General features: G+C 67.7%; 15 protein-coding genes. 13 read left to right on the top strand and 2 right to left on the bottom strand.

Going from position 1 to position 14597, the window contains the following annotated elements:
- Window positions 1-3 precede the first annotated feature (3 nt).
- The 3 genes from AC1D34_RS08420 (at window position 4) to AC1D34_RS08410 (ending at window position 3875) form a co-directional block, all read left to right on the top strand.
- Window positions 4-972 carry an ABC transporter permease gene (locus AC1D34_RS08420; protein WP_476776265.1) on the top strand — a complete coding sequence of 323 codons (969 nt, stop codon included), beginning with the start codon at window positions 4-6 and terminating at the stop codon, window positions 970-972.
- Between the two features lie 26 nt (window positions 973-998).
- Window positions 999-1934 carry an ABC transporter permease gene (locus AC1D34_RS08415; RefSeq protein WP_441493566.1) on the top strand — a complete coding sequence of 312 codons (936 nt, stop codon included), beginning with the start codon at window positions 999-1001 and terminating at the stop codon, window positions 1932-1934.
- 393 nt (window positions 1935-2327) lie between these two features.
- Window positions 2328-3875, top strand: a complete 1548-nt coding sequence (locus AC1D34_RS08410) for an ABC transporter substrate-binding protein (protein WP_476823995.1) — start codon at window positions 2328-2330, stop codon at window positions 3873-3875.
- Window positions 3876-3991: 116 nt separating this feature from the next.
- Here the strand turns inward: AC1D34_RS08410 and AC1D34_RS08405 are convergent, their stop codons facing one another.
- Window positions 3992-4915, bottom strand: a complete 924-nt coding sequence (locus tag AC1D34_RS08405) for a LysR substrate-binding domain-containing protein (protein WP_441493568.1) — start codon at window positions 4913-4915, stop codon at window positions 3992-3994.
- A 92-nt stretch (window positions 4916-5007) separates the two neighbouring features.
- Between AC1D34_RS08405 and AC1D34_RS08400 the strand changes: the two genes are divergently transcribed.
- From AC1D34_RS08400 to AC1D34_RS08365, 8 genes are all read left to right on the top strand, one after another.
- Window positions 5008-6126: an NAD(P)/FAD-dependent oxidoreductase gene (locus AC1D34_RS08400; protein ID WP_476823994.1), complete on the top strand. Its 1119-nt coding sequence runs from the start codon at window positions 5008-5010 to the stop codon at window positions 6124-6126.
- Window positions 6107-6403: a (2Fe-2S)-binding protein gene (locus tag AC1D34_RS08395; RefSeq protein WP_441493570.1), complete on the top strand. Its 297-nt coding sequence runs from the start codon at window positions 6107-6109 to the stop codon at window positions 6401-6403. Before AC1D34_RS08400 ends, AC1D34_RS08395 begins: the two co-directional genes overlap by 20 nt.
- Entirely contained in the window at window positions 6400-7803 is a 1404-nt protein-coding gene (locus AC1D34_RS08390) for an FAD/NAD(P)-dependent oxidoreductase (protein ID WP_476823993.1), read from the top strand. The genes AC1D34_RS08395 and AC1D34_RS08390 overlap by 4 nt, the downstream gene beginning before the upstream one ends.
- Complete coding sequence (locus AC1D34_RS08385) at window positions 7800-8930, top strand: NAD(P)/FAD-dependent oxidoreductase (RefSeq protein ID WP_476823992.1); 1131 nt, start codon at window positions 7800-7802, stop codon at window positions 8928-8930. The genes AC1D34_RS08390 and AC1D34_RS08385 overlap by 4 nt, the downstream gene beginning before the upstream one ends.
- Window positions 8927-9871, top strand: a complete 945-nt coding sequence (locus AC1D34_RS08380; RefSeq protein WP_476823991.1) for an ABC transporter permease — start codon at window positions 8927-8929, stop codon at window positions 9869-9871. The genes AC1D34_RS08385 and AC1D34_RS08380 overlap by 4 nt, the downstream gene beginning before the upstream one ends.
- A complete protein-coding gene (locus tag AC1D34_RS08375) occupies window positions 9868-10737 on the top strand; it encodes an ABC transporter permease (RefSeq protein WP_441493574.1) in 870 nt (289 codons plus the stop codon). The genes AC1D34_RS08380 and AC1D34_RS08375 overlap by 4 nt, the downstream gene beginning before the upstream one ends.
- A 105-nt stretch (window positions 10738-10842) precedes the next feature.
- Window positions 10843-11112, top strand: a complete 270-nt coding sequence (locus AC1D34_RS08370) for a hypothetical protein (RefSeq protein WP_441493575.1) — start codon at window positions 10843-10845, stop codon at window positions 11110-11112.
- A gap of 322 nt (window positions 11113-11434) precedes the next feature.
- Window positions 11435-12358: a cell wall hydrolase gene (locus AC1D34_RS08365; protein WP_476823990.1), complete on the top strand. Its 924-nt coding sequence runs from the start codon at window positions 11435-11437 to the stop codon at window positions 12356-12358.
- A gap of 149 nt (window positions 12359-12507) precedes the next feature.
- On the opposite strand, the gene accD is transcribed toward AC1D34_RS08365, so the two are convergent.
- A complete protein-coding gene (gene accD, locus AC1D34_RS08360; protein ID WP_441493577.1) occupies window positions 12508-13386 on the bottom strand; it encodes an acetyl-CoA carboxylase, carboxyltransferase subunit beta in 879 nt (292 codons plus the stop codon).
- Between the two features lie 276 nt (window positions 13387-13662).
- Between accD and AC1D34_RS08355 the strand changes: the two genes are divergently transcribed.
- The gene (locus AC1D34_RS08355) at window positions 13663-14160 is read left to right on the top strand and encodes a c-type cytochrome (RefSeq protein WP_441493578.1); all 498 of its coding nucleotides are present in this window, start codon (window positions 13663-13665) and stop codon (window positions 14158-14160) included.
- Window positions 14161-14215: 55 nt separating this feature from the next.
- A partial coding sequence (locus AC1D34_RS08350; protein WP_476823989.1) for a hypothetical protein occupies window positions 14216-14597 on the top strand: 382 nt, incomplete at its 3' end.

Raw genomic sequence — 14597 nt, 5'->3', positions numbered from 1 at the left:
GAGATGATTGCCTGGTTCGCCCAACGACTTCTGCAGGCTTTCGCGGTCGTGCTCGCCATGACGGTGATCGTCTTCGTCGGCGTCAACGTGATCGGCGATCCGGTTGCCGTTCTGGTTCCGCCCGATGCCGACCAGGCGGAACGCCTGCGCGTGGTTGCGGCCTTTGGGCTCGACCGGCCGCTCTGGCAGCAATATCTCTCGTTCCTCGGCGGCGCGGTCCGGGGCGATCTCGGGCGCAGCTTCGTCTTCAACGAGCCGGCGCTGCGGGTCATCCTGCAGCGCATGCCCGCGACGCTCGAGCTGGCGCTCGCCGCCATGCTGCTCTCGGTGGTGATCGGCATTCCGCTCGGCCTCTATGCCGGCGTCCGGCCGAACTCGCCGGTGGCGAAGACGATGATGGCCGGCTCGATCCTGGGTTTTTCGCTGCCCAGCTTCTGGGTCGGGCTGCTGCTGATCATGGTCTTTGCGGTGCAGCTGAGCTGGCTGCCGGCCGGCGGCCGTGGGCCGACGCGCGAATTGCTCGGGCTGCAATGGTCGTTCCTGACCCTGGAGGGCCTGCGCCATCTCATCCTGCCGGCCTTGAACCTCGCCCTGTTCAAGATCTCGCTGGTGATGCGGCTGGTGCGGGCCGAGACCCGCGAGATCGTTCCGCAGGACTATATCCGCACCGCTCGCGCCAAGGGCCTTGGCGAGGGCGCGATCCTGCGGGTCCATCTCCTCAAGAACATCCTGATCCCCGTCGTCACCATCGTCGGGCTGGAATTTGGCTCGGTGATCGCCTTCTCGGTGGTGACGGAGACGATCTTCGCCTGGCCGGGCATGGGCAAGCTGATCATCGACAGCATCAACCTGCTCGATCGCCCGATGATCGTCGCCTATCTCATGGTCATCGTCGTGCTGTTCGTCGTCATCAATCTCGTGGTCGACCTGATCTACACGGCTCTCGACCCGCGCGTTCGGCTTGAGAACTGAGCGACCGGGCCTTGCAGGTGAACACCATGCCAACCTCCTCGCGTTCCGCCGCTCCGGAAACGGCCGCTCTGGAAACGGCGCCCGCGGCGCGGCGCACGCCGCTGCAGCGCTTCCTGCGGGCCTTTGCCGCCTCGCGCCTGGCCGTGCTCGGCCTCATTCTGCTCTGCGCGATCATCGCGCTCGCGCTCCTGGCGCCGTGGATTGCGCCACAGAACCCCTATGACCTGATGCAGCTCGACATCATGGACGGCCAGTTGCCGCCCGGATCGGTCTCACCCACGGGCATGACCTACTGGCTCGGCACCGACGATCAGGGCCGCGACATGCTGTCGGGCATTCTCTACGGCCTGCGCATCTCCTTGCTGGTCGGCCTGACATCGGCGCTGGCGGCAGCCGCCATCGGCACGACGCTCGGGCTCATCGCAGCCTATGCGGGCGGCCGCATCGGCACCGCGATCATGCGCATCGTCGACCTGCAGCTCTCCTTCCCGACGATCCTGGTCGCGCTGATGATCCTGGCCTTTCTCGGCAAGGGCGTCGTCAACGTCATCCTGGCGCTCGTCATCGTCGAATGGGCCGCCTATGCCCGCATCGCCCGCGCCAGCGCGATGGTGCAGCGGCGCAAGGAATATATCGAGGCGGCAATCTGCCAGGGCGCGTCATCGCTGCGCATCCTGTTTCGCCATTTGCTGCCGAACTGCCTGCCGCCCCTGATGGTGATCGCCACCGTCCAGATCGCGCGCGCCATCGCACTGGAGGCGACCCTGTCCTTCCTCGGGCTGGGCGTGCCGATCACCGAGCCCAGCCTCGGCCTGCTGATCTCCAATGGCTATCAGCACATGCTGTCGGGAAAGTTCTGGATCAGCTTCTATCCCGGCGTGGCGCTGCTGGTCACGGTGGTCGCGATCAATCTGATCGGCGATCAGCTCAGGGACGTCCTCAATCCGCGCGCGCAGGCCTGAGAGCAGAACCCGGGCCCGCACGTGCTGTCGGTCATCAGGTCAGCCGCCCCTCTGGCCCCCGCAGAGCGAGACGCGATCGGGTGCAAGCCGGGAACCATAGGGCCGCGAAATCTGCTGGGGCAGAGGTCACGCGCACGCCGACTGAACGCGTCCAGGAGGCCATGCGGGCCAAGACATCGACAGGCTCACGCGGATGCTCGAGCACATGCAGCGCCGAGATCAGGTCGAATGGGGCGGCCGGCGGCCCGACGCCCTGCCATGGGCGCTACACCGACGAGGGCTCCCGAGCCGCTGCTATAACCCTACGGAATAGTCCATCGCCGATTTCGACTTGGACAGCTTGGGACCATGGCTCCCACTATTCCCCAAACGGGACAACGAGGGGATTACGTGATGAAGCGATCTGTCTTGGGGCTTGCGGGCCTGATGGTGGCGGCCTGCCTGCCGGTCGCGGGCTCGGCCCAGGAGACCTTGCTGCGCGTTGCCGGCGATGGCGACATCTCGACGCTCGACGCCCATCGCGCCAGCGCCACCAGCGACAAGACGCTGGTCGGCTGGATCTATAACGGCCTCGTCCGTTTCAAACCGGGCAGCTCCGACCCGAAGGACCTCGAACCCGATCTCGCCGAACGCTGGGAGACTTCTGCCGACGGAAAGATCTGGACCTTCCATCTCCGTCCCGGCGTCAAGTTCCAGGGCGACTGGGGCATGCTCAGTGCCGACGACGTCGTCTATTCCCTGCAACGCTCGGCCGACCCCAAGCGCTCGACCTTCTCCTCGGACTTCTCGGCCATCGCCTCTGTGGAGAAGGTGGACGATCTCACTGTCCGCATCACGCTGAAATATGCCGATGTCAATTTCCTCGGCCGCGTCTCCAATTATCACGGCGGCAATATCGTCAGCCGCAAGGCGGCGGAGGAGCTCGGCGACAGGTTCGGCGCCAAGCCAGTCGGCACCGGCCCCTTCGTCTTCGTCGAGCAGGTGACGCAGCAATATGTGAAGCTCGCCGCCCATCCCGGCTATTTCCGCGGCAAGCCGAAGATCGATACGATCATGGTGCGCGTGATCCCCTCCGACAGCGCCCGCGAACTCGCCTTCACCTCCGGCGAAATCGACCTGATGTATGGCAAGCGCGAGCAGCGCTGGGTCGATTCCGCCCGCCGCCGGCCCGGCCTCAACGTCGAGATCTTCCGGCCCGGCGAGTACCGGCTCCTGCACCTCAACCAGACCATTCCGCCGCTCGATGATATCCGCGTGCGCCGCGCCATCGCGGCCGCGATCAATGTCGACGACCTCGTGCGCTATGTCGGCAAGGATGTCGGCCCCAAAGGCTGCTCCGTCGTGCCGCCGGGCTATCTCGGCGAGGACTGCACGGTGCGTTACAGCTTCGATCTCGCCAAGGCGAAGGCGCTGCTGGCCGAGGCCGGGCACAAGGACGGCATCACGATCAAGGCCATCGTCTCCAACATCTCGGCGCAGCAGCCCTTCATGGAGATCATGCAGGCGCAGCTCGCCAAGGCCGGGATCAAGCTCGAGATGCAGGTCGTCGACCACGCGACCTATCAGAGCCAGACCCGCAAGGACCTGAGCGCGCTCGTCTTCTACGGCGCCGCGCGCTTCCCGATCGCCGATACCTATCTCAGCGAATTCTTCCACTCGCGCGCCATCGTCGGCACGCCGACCGCCGCGACGAACTTCTCGCATTGCGCCGTCGCGGACAAGGAGATCGAGCAGGCCCGCACCGCGCCCGATGCCGAGGCTCAGAAGGCGCTCTGGAAGGAGGCGCAGCAGAAGATCATGGACAATGTCTGCGCGATCCCCCTGTTCGAGCTGCGCCAGGTCTGGGCCCGCAGCGATCGGCTGGATTTCGGCTACGAGCTGAAGGGCGCGCTGAACCTCGCCCCGCCGATCACCGAGGCGACCACGCTGAAGGCGCGCTGAGCGCGACCGCTTCGAAGGCGCGCAAGACAGCCTTGGCTTGGACTAAGCACCTGCTTTGGAGCGGCGATCACGCTCCACGGCAGGCGCTTTTGCGACGATCAGGCTTGGCCTGGCGATCAATCCTGGCCCGGGGTGAGGATCGTTCGCGAAATCTCGGCCGCGGCTTCCCGTGCGCCGTCCAGAAAGGCATCGACGAGCCGGGCATTGCGGCTGTCGCGGATGCGGCAGAGCTGGAAGTCGAGCTGAACGGCCGGCGCGAAGGCGCGTATGGCGACCTTGCCGCGCAGCCCCCCGACGGCCGATGGATGAACCAAGGAGACGCCGACACCGGCGGCCACGAACTCGCAGAGCGTCGGCGAAATGCTGACGACCATGACGATCTCCGGCGCGACACCGTGAGCGTCAAAGACCTGCCCGATGCGCCGGCTCGTAAAGCTCTCCGGATCGAATGAGACGAAGGCGGCTCGGTCGAGATCCTGAGGCGTGATCACGCTCTTTTCGGTCAGCGGGTGGTCGAGCGGCAGGATGCAGACGAGCGGATGAGCCATCAGCGGCTCGGAGACGACGTAAGGGTTGTCGATCGGTGAGACGGTGAACCCGACGTCGAGCTTTCGGGTGACGAGCCCGTCGGCGATCCATTGCGAGCTGCGCGACTGCACCGAGCAGAAGACACCCGGCTGGCGGGCGAGAAAGCGCGTCGTCGCCTGCTGGATGAAGGCGCCCGACAGCGCCGGCATGACGCCGATCAGCAGACGGCTCTGCTCATCGCGGCGGATCGCCTCGACCGCATTCTCGACCTGGCGCACGCCGGCGAAGATCCGGTCGATCTCTTCGTAGAGCCGCATCCCGCGCCGGGTCAGTACGAGCCGTCCCTTGACGCGGTCGAACAGCTGCAGGGCCGTGTCCTCCTCGAGATGGGCGATCAGCTTGCTCATGGCCGGCTGCGAGATGTTCATCATCTCGGCGGCGCGGCTCACCGTGCCGTATTCGATCACCGCCTTGAAGGCCTCGACCTGACGCAGGTTGAGCCGCCGCACCATTGTATAACCCTGGAGAATAGCATCGAGAGAAAAACGACTTTGACGAATTACAACATGGCTCCCTAACGTCGAAGCCGGCAAGGGAATTTCACATGCGGCCGGACATCATCGTCATCGGAGGGGGCACGGTCGGCGCGGCGATCGCGTATGGCCTCGCCAGGACGCGGCATCGGGTTCTGATGCTCGACGGCGACGATGGCGATTTCCGGGCCGCCCGCGCGAATTTCGGGCTGGTCTGGCTGCAGGGCAAGGGGCTCGGCATGCCGGCCTATCAGGCGCTGACGCGCGGCAGCATCGCGCTGTGGCGCGGCTTTTCCGATGAACTCGAGGCCGAGGCGGGGATCGACCTCGCCTATGAGAGGAATGGCGGGCTCGCCTTCTGCCTGGGCGAAGCGGGCTTCGAGAAGCGGCGTCTCGAGCTGCTGCGGCTGCATAACCAGGGCGGCGAGGGCGAGCCTGACTGGGAGATGCTCGATCGCCCGGCGCTGGAGCGCCTGCTGCCCAAGGTTGCGCTTGGCCCTAACGTCACGGGGGCGAGCTTCGGTCGGCAGGACGGGCATGCCAATCCGCTGCGGCTGCTGGCGGCACTGCATGGCGCGCTGGCGCGCCATGGCGGCAGCATTCGCCATCGGGCCCGTGTCGAGCTGATCGAGCCGGCGGGCCCGGATTTCCGCCTCGTGCTGGAGGGCGAGACGCTGGTCGCGCCGCGGATCGTCATCGCAGCGGGGCTCGGTTCGCCCGCCCTGGCCCGGCAGGTCGGGCTCGAGGTGCCGGTGCATCCCGAGCGCGGGCAGGTGCTCGTCACCGAGCGGCTCGAACCGTTCCTACCGTTGCCGGCGAGCGGGCTGCGCCAGACCGGAGAAGGCACGGTGATGATCGGCGCGACCAAGGAGCACACCGGCTTCGATGCCTCGACGACGGCTGACGCTGCCGCGCGTCTGAGCCGCAAGACGGTCGAGATCGTCCCCGCGCTGGCCAGGGCCCGGCTCGTGCGGCAATGGGCGGGTCTCAGGATCATGACGCCCGACGGCTACCCGATCTATGCGCAGTCGCAGAGCCATCCCGGCGCCTTCGTCGCTCTCTGCCWTTCCGGCGTGACGCTCGCGGCCTTCCATGCCGAAACGCTGGCGGGAGCGATCGCCGCCGGCATCCTGCCCGAAAGCCTTTCTCCCTTTCACCAGAGACGCTTCGATGTTCCGCAAGCTGCATGATCCCGGGGCGCAAGCCGTAACGGTCCATATCGACGGGCAGCCCGTCCTCGCCGAGGCCGGCGAAAGCGTCGCCGCGGTGCTGCTGCGCCAGCCGCAAGCCTGGAGCCGCACGACGCCGGTCTCGCAGAGCCCGCGCGCGCCCTACTGCATGATGGGCGTCTGCTTCGAATGTCTCGTCGAGGTCGACGGCCTGGGGTCCGTGCAAGGCTGCCTGACGCCGGTCCGCAACGGCATGCGCATCGCCCGCCAGCAGGGCCCCAGGAGACTGTCGGCATGACCGGAAACGAAACCGATCTCCTGATCGTCGGCGCGGGCYCGGCCGGCATGGCGGCCGCCGTGACCGCCCGCAGCCACGGCCTCTCCGTGCGCGTCGTCGACGATCAGCCGGCGCCCGGCGGCCAGATCTGGCGCGGGATCGAGACTGTCGCGGCGACACCGCGACTAGCCTGGCTAGGCGAGGCCTATCGCGCCGGAGCGGAAAAGGCTGCCGCCTTCCGTTCCTGCGGCGCGCTCTACGAGCCCGACAGCCAGCTCTGGCAGATCGAGCCCGGCTTTCGCGCCTTCCTGACGCGCGAGGGCCAGGCGCGCCGCGTGACAGCAAAGGCGGTGATCCTCGCCACCGGCGCGCAGGAGCGCCCGGCGCCGTTTCCGGGCTGGACGCTGCCGGGCGTGCTGACGGTCGGCGCGGCGCAGATCCTGCTGAAAACGGCCGATAGCGTGCCGTCGAGCCCCGTCTGGATCGCCGGCTGCGGGCCGCTGCCGCTGCTCTATATGACGCAGCTGCTCGCGGCGGGCGGCACGATCGCCGGCTTCCTCGACACCACGCCGCGCGGGCGCATCCCTGCGGCGCTGCGCCATCTGCCGCAGGGGCTCGGCCGCCTCGGCGATCTCGCCAAGGGCCTGTCCTGGTCGCTTGCGCTGAAGCGGGCCGGGGTCTCGATCATCCGCCATGTCGCGGAGCTTCGCGCCGCGGGGGAAGGGCGGCTCGAAAGCCTGCATTACCGCACGCAGGACGGAGGCGAAGGCGAGGTCGCCGCCGAGGTGCTGCTGGTCCATGAGGGCGTGGTGCCGAATATCCATGTTCCGCTCGCGCTCGGCTGCGCGGTGAGCTGGCATGCCGGCCAGCACTGCTATGTCCCGGAGCTCGACGGCTGGGGCGAGACCTCGCAGGCGAATGTCTTCGTCGCGGGCGACGGTGCCGGCATCGGCGGCGCCGAGGCGGCCGAGCCGCGCGGGCGGATCGCCGCGCTGCGGGTCGCCGCCAGGCTGGGCAGGCTTGGCGAAGGCAGCGCTGACGCGGCTGCCCGGACCGAGCGGGAAAGGCTCGCCCGCGCGCTCTCCCTGCGTCCCTTCCTCGATGCGCTCTATGCGCCGCGTCCGCAGGTCTTCGCCCCCGTCGATGAGACGCTCGTCTGCCGTTGCGAGGAGGTCACGGCCGGCGAGCTGCGCGCCCGCGCCGTGCAGGGGCGGCCTGGACCGAACCAGATCAAGGCCTTCACCCGTGCCGGCATGGGCCCATGCCAGGGCCGGCAATGCGGCTACACCATGGCCCATATCATCGCGGCCGCGCAGCATCGTCCGGTCGGGGAGGTCGGCTTCCAGCGCATCCGCCCGCCGCTGAAGCCGGTGACGCTCGGCGAGCTGGCGAGCCTCGACGAACGGGAGCCGGCGGCATGACCGTCGAAGCATTCGACGTTGCGGTCGTGGGCGGCGGCTTGCACGGCTTGTCGGCGGCCCTGCATCTCGCCCGTGCCGGCCGGCGCGTGGCGGTGATCGAGCGGCGCTGGACGGGCCGGCACGCGTCCGGCGCCACCGCGGCCGGCGTGCGCACGCTGGGCCGCGAAATCGCCGAGATCCCGATCTCGCTCGAAGCGATGGAGATGTGGCACGCCATCGCGACGATCGTCGGCGACCCGTGCGGCTTCCATGCCAATGGCCAGCTCCGCATCGCGGAGACCGTGGAGCAGATGCCGGCCTTGCTGCAGCGCGAGGCGACAATCCGCGCGCTCGGCCACAGGCATGAAGAGATCATCGATGCCGCGGAGCTCCGCCGCCTCGTGCCGGCCTTGAGCCCGCACTGCGTCGGGGCGCTGGTGGCGCGGCGCGACGGCGCCGCCGATCCCCACCGCACCATCCTCGCCTTCCGCCGCGCCTGCGACGCAGCCGGTGTCGTCATCGCCGAGGACTGCGGCGTCGAGACGGTCGACCGGCAAGGCAGTGCCTGGCTGCTCTCCTGCGGCGAGCGCCGCTTCCGCGCACCCGTCGTCGTCAACGCCGCCGGGGCCTGGGCCGCCCGGCTCGCGGCCCTGTTCGGCGACGAGATCGCGCTCGGCGTCCGCGCCTCGATGATGATCGTGACGGAGCGCCTCGCGCCGCTGCTCGATCCCGTCATCAGCGTCGTCGGCCGGGCGCTCTCCTTCAAGCAGTCCGACCAGGGCACGCTGGTGATCGGCGGCGGCTTGCAGGGCGCAGCCGATCTCGACCGGGAGCGCAGCAGCGTCGACTTCAGCGAGCTCGCCAAGGGCGCGCGGGCCGCGAGCGACCTCTTCCCCGCCGTGCGCGGCGTGCGCATCGCGCGCTGCTGGACGGGCATCGAGGCGCAGACGCGCGACCATCTGCCGGTCATCGGGGCCTCGCCGAACGCGCCTGGCCTGTTCCATGCCTTCGGTTTCTCCGGTCACGGCTTTCAGCTCGTCCCGGTCGTCGGCGCGATCCTGACCGATCTCGTCACCCAGGGAACGACGCGGCGCGAAATCGCCGCCTTCGCGCCGCGGCGCCTGATGCAGGAAAGGGTCGCAGCATGATGAGTTACGTTCTCAGGCGCGTCCTTCTCGCCGTGCCGACGCTGTTCCTGATGCTGACGGCGATCTTCGTGCTGGTGCGGCTCGTGCCGGGCGATGCCGCCTCCGTCATCCTCGGCGACCAGGCGAGCGCGGCCTCGCTTGCCGCACTCAGGGAAAAGCTCGGGCTCGACCAGCCGGTCCCGGCCCAGTACATCGCCTTCCTCGGCAAGGTCCTGACCGGCGATCTCGGCCAGTCGCTCAGCAGCGGCCGCAGCGTCGTCCAGGAGGTGCTGCTCGTCCTGCCCTCGACGATCGAGCTCACCGTCGCAGCGGTCGCCATCGGCCTCGTCCTTGGCCTGCCGCTCGGGGTTGCCGCCGCGCTCAGCCGCAGCGGCTGGATCGACTATGTCTCGCGCGTCGTCTCGCTGGTCGGCCTGTCCTTCCCCGCCTTCGTCTCCGGCATCCTGCTGCTGATCGTCTTCTCGATCCAGCTCGGCTGGTTTCCGGTGCTCGGCAACACCAGCGGCGCTGGCAGCCTCGCCGAGCGGCTGCGGGCGCTGGCGCTGCCGGCGCTCAATCTCGGCATCATCATGACGGCCTATGTGATGCGCGTGACGCGCGCCGCGATGCTAGGCGTCCTGACCGAAGATTATATCCGCACGGCCCGCGCCAAGGGGGTGGGCCCGGCCCAGCTCGTGGTGACGCATGCGCTGCGCAACAGCCTGATCCCGATCATCACCGTGGTCGGGCTCTATTTCGGCACGCTGATCGGCAATTCCGTGCTGACCGAGATCATCTTCAACCGCCCGGGGCTGGGCAAGCTGATCATCGGCGCGCTCAACGCCCGCGACTATACGCTGCTGCAGGGGCTGATGATCATCTTCGCCATCTGCGTCATCGTCGTGAACACAGTGACCGACCTGGCCTACGGCCTCGTCGACCCAAGGGTGAAATACACATGAGCTCTGTCGCCACCACGACCGTCGAAATGCGGCCGGGCGGGCTCTGGCTCGCCTTCTCGCAGAACAAGCTGGCCTGGGTCGGGCTCGTCCTGCTCACGCTCATCATTCTGGTCGCGATCTTCGCGCCCTGGCTTGCCCCCCATGATCCGTACGAGCAGAACATCGTCATGCGGCTCGAGCCGCCCTCGTCCGAGTTCTGGCTCGGCACCGACAGCTATGGCCGCGATGTGCTCTCGCGGCTGATCTACGGCGCGCGCATTTCGCTCTTCGTCGGTTTCGTCGCCATCCTGATCGCCATGCTGGTTGGCACGACGATCGGCGTGCTGGCCGGCTATATCGGCGGATTGTTCGACCAGATCGTCATGGGCGTCCTCGACGTGCTGCTCGCCTTCCCGACGCTGCTGCTCGGCCTGATGATCGCTGCCATGCTCGGCGCGAGCCTGGAGAACCTGATCATCGCGATCGCGGTCACCGAGGTCGCGCCGTTTGCCCGCGTCGCGCGCGCGCCGACCATGACGCTGCGCCAGCGCGATTTCGTCGAGGCGAGCCGTTCCTATGGCTGCGGGCCGTTGCGGATCATGACGCGCCACATCCTGCCCAACATGATCTCGGATGTGGTGGTGATGAGCTCGCTCTGGCTCGCGTCTGCGATCCGCACCGAAGCGTCGCTCAGCTTCATCGGGCTGGGCGTGCCGCCACCGGCCGCGACCTGGGGCAGCATGATCCGCGAGGGTTTCGAGAATATCCTCGATGCCTGGTGGCTCGCCGTTTTCCCGAGCCTCGCGATCCTGGCGACGGTGCTTGCGCTGAACCTTCTCGGTGATGCGCTGCGTGACGCATCCGATCCCCGGAGCCGCTCGCGCTGAGAACCGAGAGGGGAGCTGAGATGAAGGCAATGACCGTCCTGGTTTCGGAGGAGAGGGCGCCTTCGCTGATTGAGTCCCCATTGCCCCGGGGGTACATTCAGCGACATGACCGACGACTTCCCTGACATTCTCCGTTCGCCGCTCTGCCAGACTGTCACTCGCGATGGCGTGACGGTGCAGGTCGAGATCTACCGTCTCGCGGACAGCGAGGGCTGGACGCTCGAGCTTGTCGATGAAGATGGAGGGTCGACCGTCTGGGAAGAGACGTTCGCCAGCGACGCTGCGGCCTTGGCTGAGTTCAATGAAGGGCTGGAGGAACTGGGACTCGCTGGTTTGATCGACCCGGAAGGGGACGAAGAAGCGACGGTGCACTAGGGTCGAAATTCCGGCACGGCGACCGGCTTTCGCGGGGCGCTGCGTGGTCCCGGGCGATGAAGATGCGCGTCCGGGCGAGGTCCATGTTCCGGATCCATCGCGAGCGACACCAGTCCATTGGCACGGGCGAAGAGCCGCATGTTGCATGGCGCCGCCATGGCGGTCGTTGGACGGCCGCGCCGTGTTGACGGCCGAAGCGCGGTCGGGCACCTTCGCTCCGTTCATCTGGCGTTAACGTTCTGTTAACGTATTCAGGGTCCCTTCCAGGGATGACGGTCCGCCGCCTGCGGCAGCCCGGAGCCCGTAATCAGGAGGTTGCCGCATGAAGCGCGCCGTGATCGCTGCAAATGCTGTCCGTCCCGTCGGCAATGTTGGCCGTCCCATCGGCAAGAGCCGCTCCGGCCGCAAGGCGATCCCGCTTCTGATTTCACTGGCTGCCCCGGCGCTGGGCGCCTGCAGCATGTCGCCTGTCGAGGCCGTTTCGACGGCGGCACCGGCGACAAAGGATCCACGTGAGGCGCGCAAGCGCGCGGTTACCCTGGCCAAGGCCGATCCGCGCGAGAAGGAATGCCTCGTCCGCGCGATGTATTTCGAATCGAACCGGTCGAGCGATGCGGGTCTGCTCAGCGTCGGCACGGTGGTGATGAACCGGGTGGAATCGCCGCGTTACCCTGAGACGATCTGCGGCGTCGTCGGCGCGCCGCGCCAGTTCGCCGCCGGCGTGCTGACCCGCCCGATGGCTGCACGCGACCTGCCGAGGGTCGAGGYCATCGCGGAAGACATCCTCAACGGAAAGCGCCACGAGCCTGTCGGAGCGGCCAAGCATTTCCACATGGCCGGGATGCGCTTTTCCTATCCCAACATGCATTACGTGACCTTGGCAGGCGGGAATGCCTTCTATGTGAAGGGCGAGCGGCCCGAGCGGCGCCGTATCGAGGAGCCGAACTATCAGCTGGCTGCGCTCAACCTGCCTGCGGCTCCCGCCACTACATCGACCGTGCAGACCTCATTTGCCGCCGCGCCGCTGGCTTTCGCGCCGGAGGCTCCCGCGCCGGCCGCTGCTGYGCCGGCAAGCCCGACCTTGACGCTCGTCAGCACGATGCGGCTGCCGCCCAGCCGGCCCTATGATCTCGATATGCCCAAGAAGACCCTGCGCGCCTTCAACGCGCCGCCGGCGAGCGGCCTCCGCGTGGCTGCGCTGCCGCCCGAGACCCGCGGCCTTCGCGGCGGCCTGTCGCTGGACTGACTGCGAGCGGCCGCCTGCGTCTGGACGCAGGGCGATCGACCGCCAGTCTTGCCTCCCCACAAGCTGGGGAGCGCTGCTGCCGCAGCCATGCGCGAAGCGTGCGATCGAGGCCGACAACGTCTCGGCGACGGCCGCAAGGATCAGCTCATTCAGGACGGGGGCCGCGACGGTTCGCGGGTCAGCAGGCCGCAGAGTCTCGCGAGCGTCGCGCGCATGTCGGCTCGGGGCACGACGATATCGACCATGCCGTGCTCCTTGAGATATTCGGCCTTCTGGAAGCCCTCCGGCAGCTTTTGCCGGATCGTCTGCTCGATGACGCGCGGGCCGGCGAAGCCGATGAGGGCACCAGGCTCCGCGATATGCACATCACCCAGCATGGCATAGGACGCCGTGATGCCGCCCGTCGTCGGGTCCGTCAGCACGACGAGATACGGCAATTTCGCCTTCGCCAGACGCCGTCGGGCCACGGTCGTGCGCGGCATCTGCATCAATGCCAGCATCCCTTCCTGCATGCGCATCCCGCCRCCGCTCGCGAACAGGATCAAGGGCGTGCGGTGCGAGATGGCGGCTTCTACAGCGGTGATGATGGCTTCCCCGGCTGCCATGCCAGGCGCGCCGCCCATGAAATGGAAGTCCTGGACCGCCACCGTGACGGGCATGCCCTCGAGCCTGCCGCGGACCACCTTGACCGCGTCCTGCAGCCCGGTCTTCGCTCTCGCCTCCTTGAGGCGGTCGATATAGCGCTTCGTGTCGCGGAAGCGCAGCGGATCGACCGGCCCTTCCGGCACGGGCACATCCTCCTGGGAGCCCGGATCGAGTGTGATCGCTAGGCGTTGCGCTGCCGTGATGCGCAAATGGTGACCCGAGCCCGGAATCACCCATAAATTGGCCTCGACATCCCGGTGGAAGACAAGCTGGCCGGTGACCGGGCACTTGATCCAGAGCTTTTCGGAGGTTTCCCTCCGCAAAAGAGTGCTGATCTTTGGCCGCACCACCGCGGTAATCCAGTTCGTCGGTGATTCCCGCATGGGCGTTCGCAAGCTCCGTTGCGTCGGTCGGACATTAGATGCGCTCGAACGGAATGCCGTGCAACCGGCCTGCGCTGCTGCCTTCGCGGCGATCTGGTGCTCAGTCCTGAAGCACTGCCCGGTTCCCGGCGGCGATCGAAAGCCGGCTTGCGCCTGGGCGCAAGGCGGCAGGCGCTATTCGATCCCGCATCGTTCAGGTAGCATGGACATGCCGCAGGAGAGTGGCCGCCCGGCGGCGAAGCACCGGCCGGTCCGCATCCCGCGCCGGAGGGTGCCATGCGATTCATCGCGGGTTTCGTCACGGCCTTCATCGTCCTGGCCATCGCCGGCCTCGCCCTGGTCTTCAGCGGTCTCGTCAATATCGCCGCCCGCGAGCCGCACAGCGCCCCGGTATTCGTTCTCCTGCAGACCGCCATGCGCCAGTCGGTGGCCCGCCAGGCGGCCAAGGTGCCGGCGCCGGCGCCATCCACGGACATTTCCCGGGGTTTCCGTCTCTACAACGAGACCTGCGTCTACTGCCATGGCGCCCCGGGGAAGGACCCGACCGATATCGGCAAGGGCCTCAATCCGGAGCCGCCCTTCCTGCCGGATACGATCCAGCACTGGAGCGCCGCCGAGATCTTCTGGATCGTCAAGAACGGGGTGCGGATGACCGGCATGCCGTCCTTCGCGGACACCCATAGCGATGACGACCTGCGGGCCGTCGTTGCCTTCGTGCAGAAGCTGCCGACCATGACCGAAGAGCAATATGCTGCCTATGAGAAGGCGCAGTGAGCGCCAGGCTCCATGGCGGCCCGCACCGGCTCGGGCCAATTCGAGGAGGACCATCATGCGAACCGCATCGCGCCTGCTGGCTGCGCTGTCACTGTCGACCCTGCTGATCGGCCCAGGCGCCTGGGCGGCCGGTTTCGAGTGCGGGGGGCGGCCGACCGCCGATACGCCGGCCGGCGTCAAGGACATCACCGCGCTGCTGCCGGTCTCCGATCCGCTCGACCACCCCGCGTCGCTCAACGCCGCCGTCGACACATTGCGCAGCCAGGGCCTGAGCAAGACCCTGATCATCGACAATCTGATCGGCGCCTATTGTGCCCTGCTGGCCAAGGACACGGCGCTGGCCGACGCGCAGAAGACCGCCCGGCTGCGGAGTTTCAGCCTGCAGGCGACGCGGGCGGTCTACGCCATCGAGATCGCGGACCGCATCATTCTCGACG

This window comes from Allobosea sp. P1_A7 (assembly GCF_056406775.1).
This window is presented reverse-complemented; position numbering and strand designations above follow the sequence as displayed.

What these genes read in the sequence shown, in the direction of transcription:
- AC1D34_RS08410 (WP_476823995.1), top strand. Translation starts at nt 2,328, where the DNA reads ATGAAGCGATCTGTCTTGGGGCTTGCGGGCCTGATGGTGGCGGCCTGC.
- AC1D34_RS08395 (WP_441493570.1), top strand. Translation starts at nt 6,107, where the DNA reads ATGTTCCGCAAGCTGCATGATCCCGGGGCGCAAGCCGTAACGGTCCAT.
- AC1D34_RS08420 (WP_476776265.1), top strand. Translation starts at nt 4, where the DNA reads ATGATTGCCTGGTTCGCCCAACGACTTCTGCAGGCTTTCGCGGTCGTG.
- AC1D34_RS08385 (WP_476823992.1), top strand. Translation starts at nt 7,800, where the DNA reads ATGACCGTCGAAGCATTCGACGTTGCGGTCGTGGGCGGCGGCTTGCAC.
- AC1D34_RS08380 (WP_476823991.1), top strand. Translation starts at nt 8,927, where the DNA reads ATGATGAGTTACGTTCTCAGGCGCGTCCTTCTCGCCGTGCCGACGCTG.
- AC1D34_RS08375 (WP_441493574.1), top strand. Translation starts at nt 9,868, where the DNA reads ATGAGCTCTGTCGCCACCACGACCGTCGAAATGCGGCCGGGCGGGCTC.
- AC1D34_RS08415 (WP_441493566.1), top strand. Translation starts at nt 999, where the DNA reads ATGCCAACCTCCTCGCGTTCCGCCGCTCCGGAAACGGCCGCTCTGGAA.
- AC1D34_RS08370 (WP_441493575.1), top strand. Translation starts at nt 10,843, where the DNA reads ATGACCGACGACTTCCCTGACATTCTCCGTTCGCCGCTCTGCCAGACT.
- AC1D34_RS08405 (WP_441493568.1), bottom strand. Translation starts at nt 4,915, where the DNA reads ATGGTGCGGCGGCTCAACCTGCGTCAGGTCGAGGCCTTCAAGGCGGTG.
- AC1D34_RS08355 (WP_441493578.1), top strand. Translation starts at nt 13,663, where the DNA reads ATGCGATTCATCGCGGGTTTCGTCACGGCCTTCATCGTCCTGGCCATC.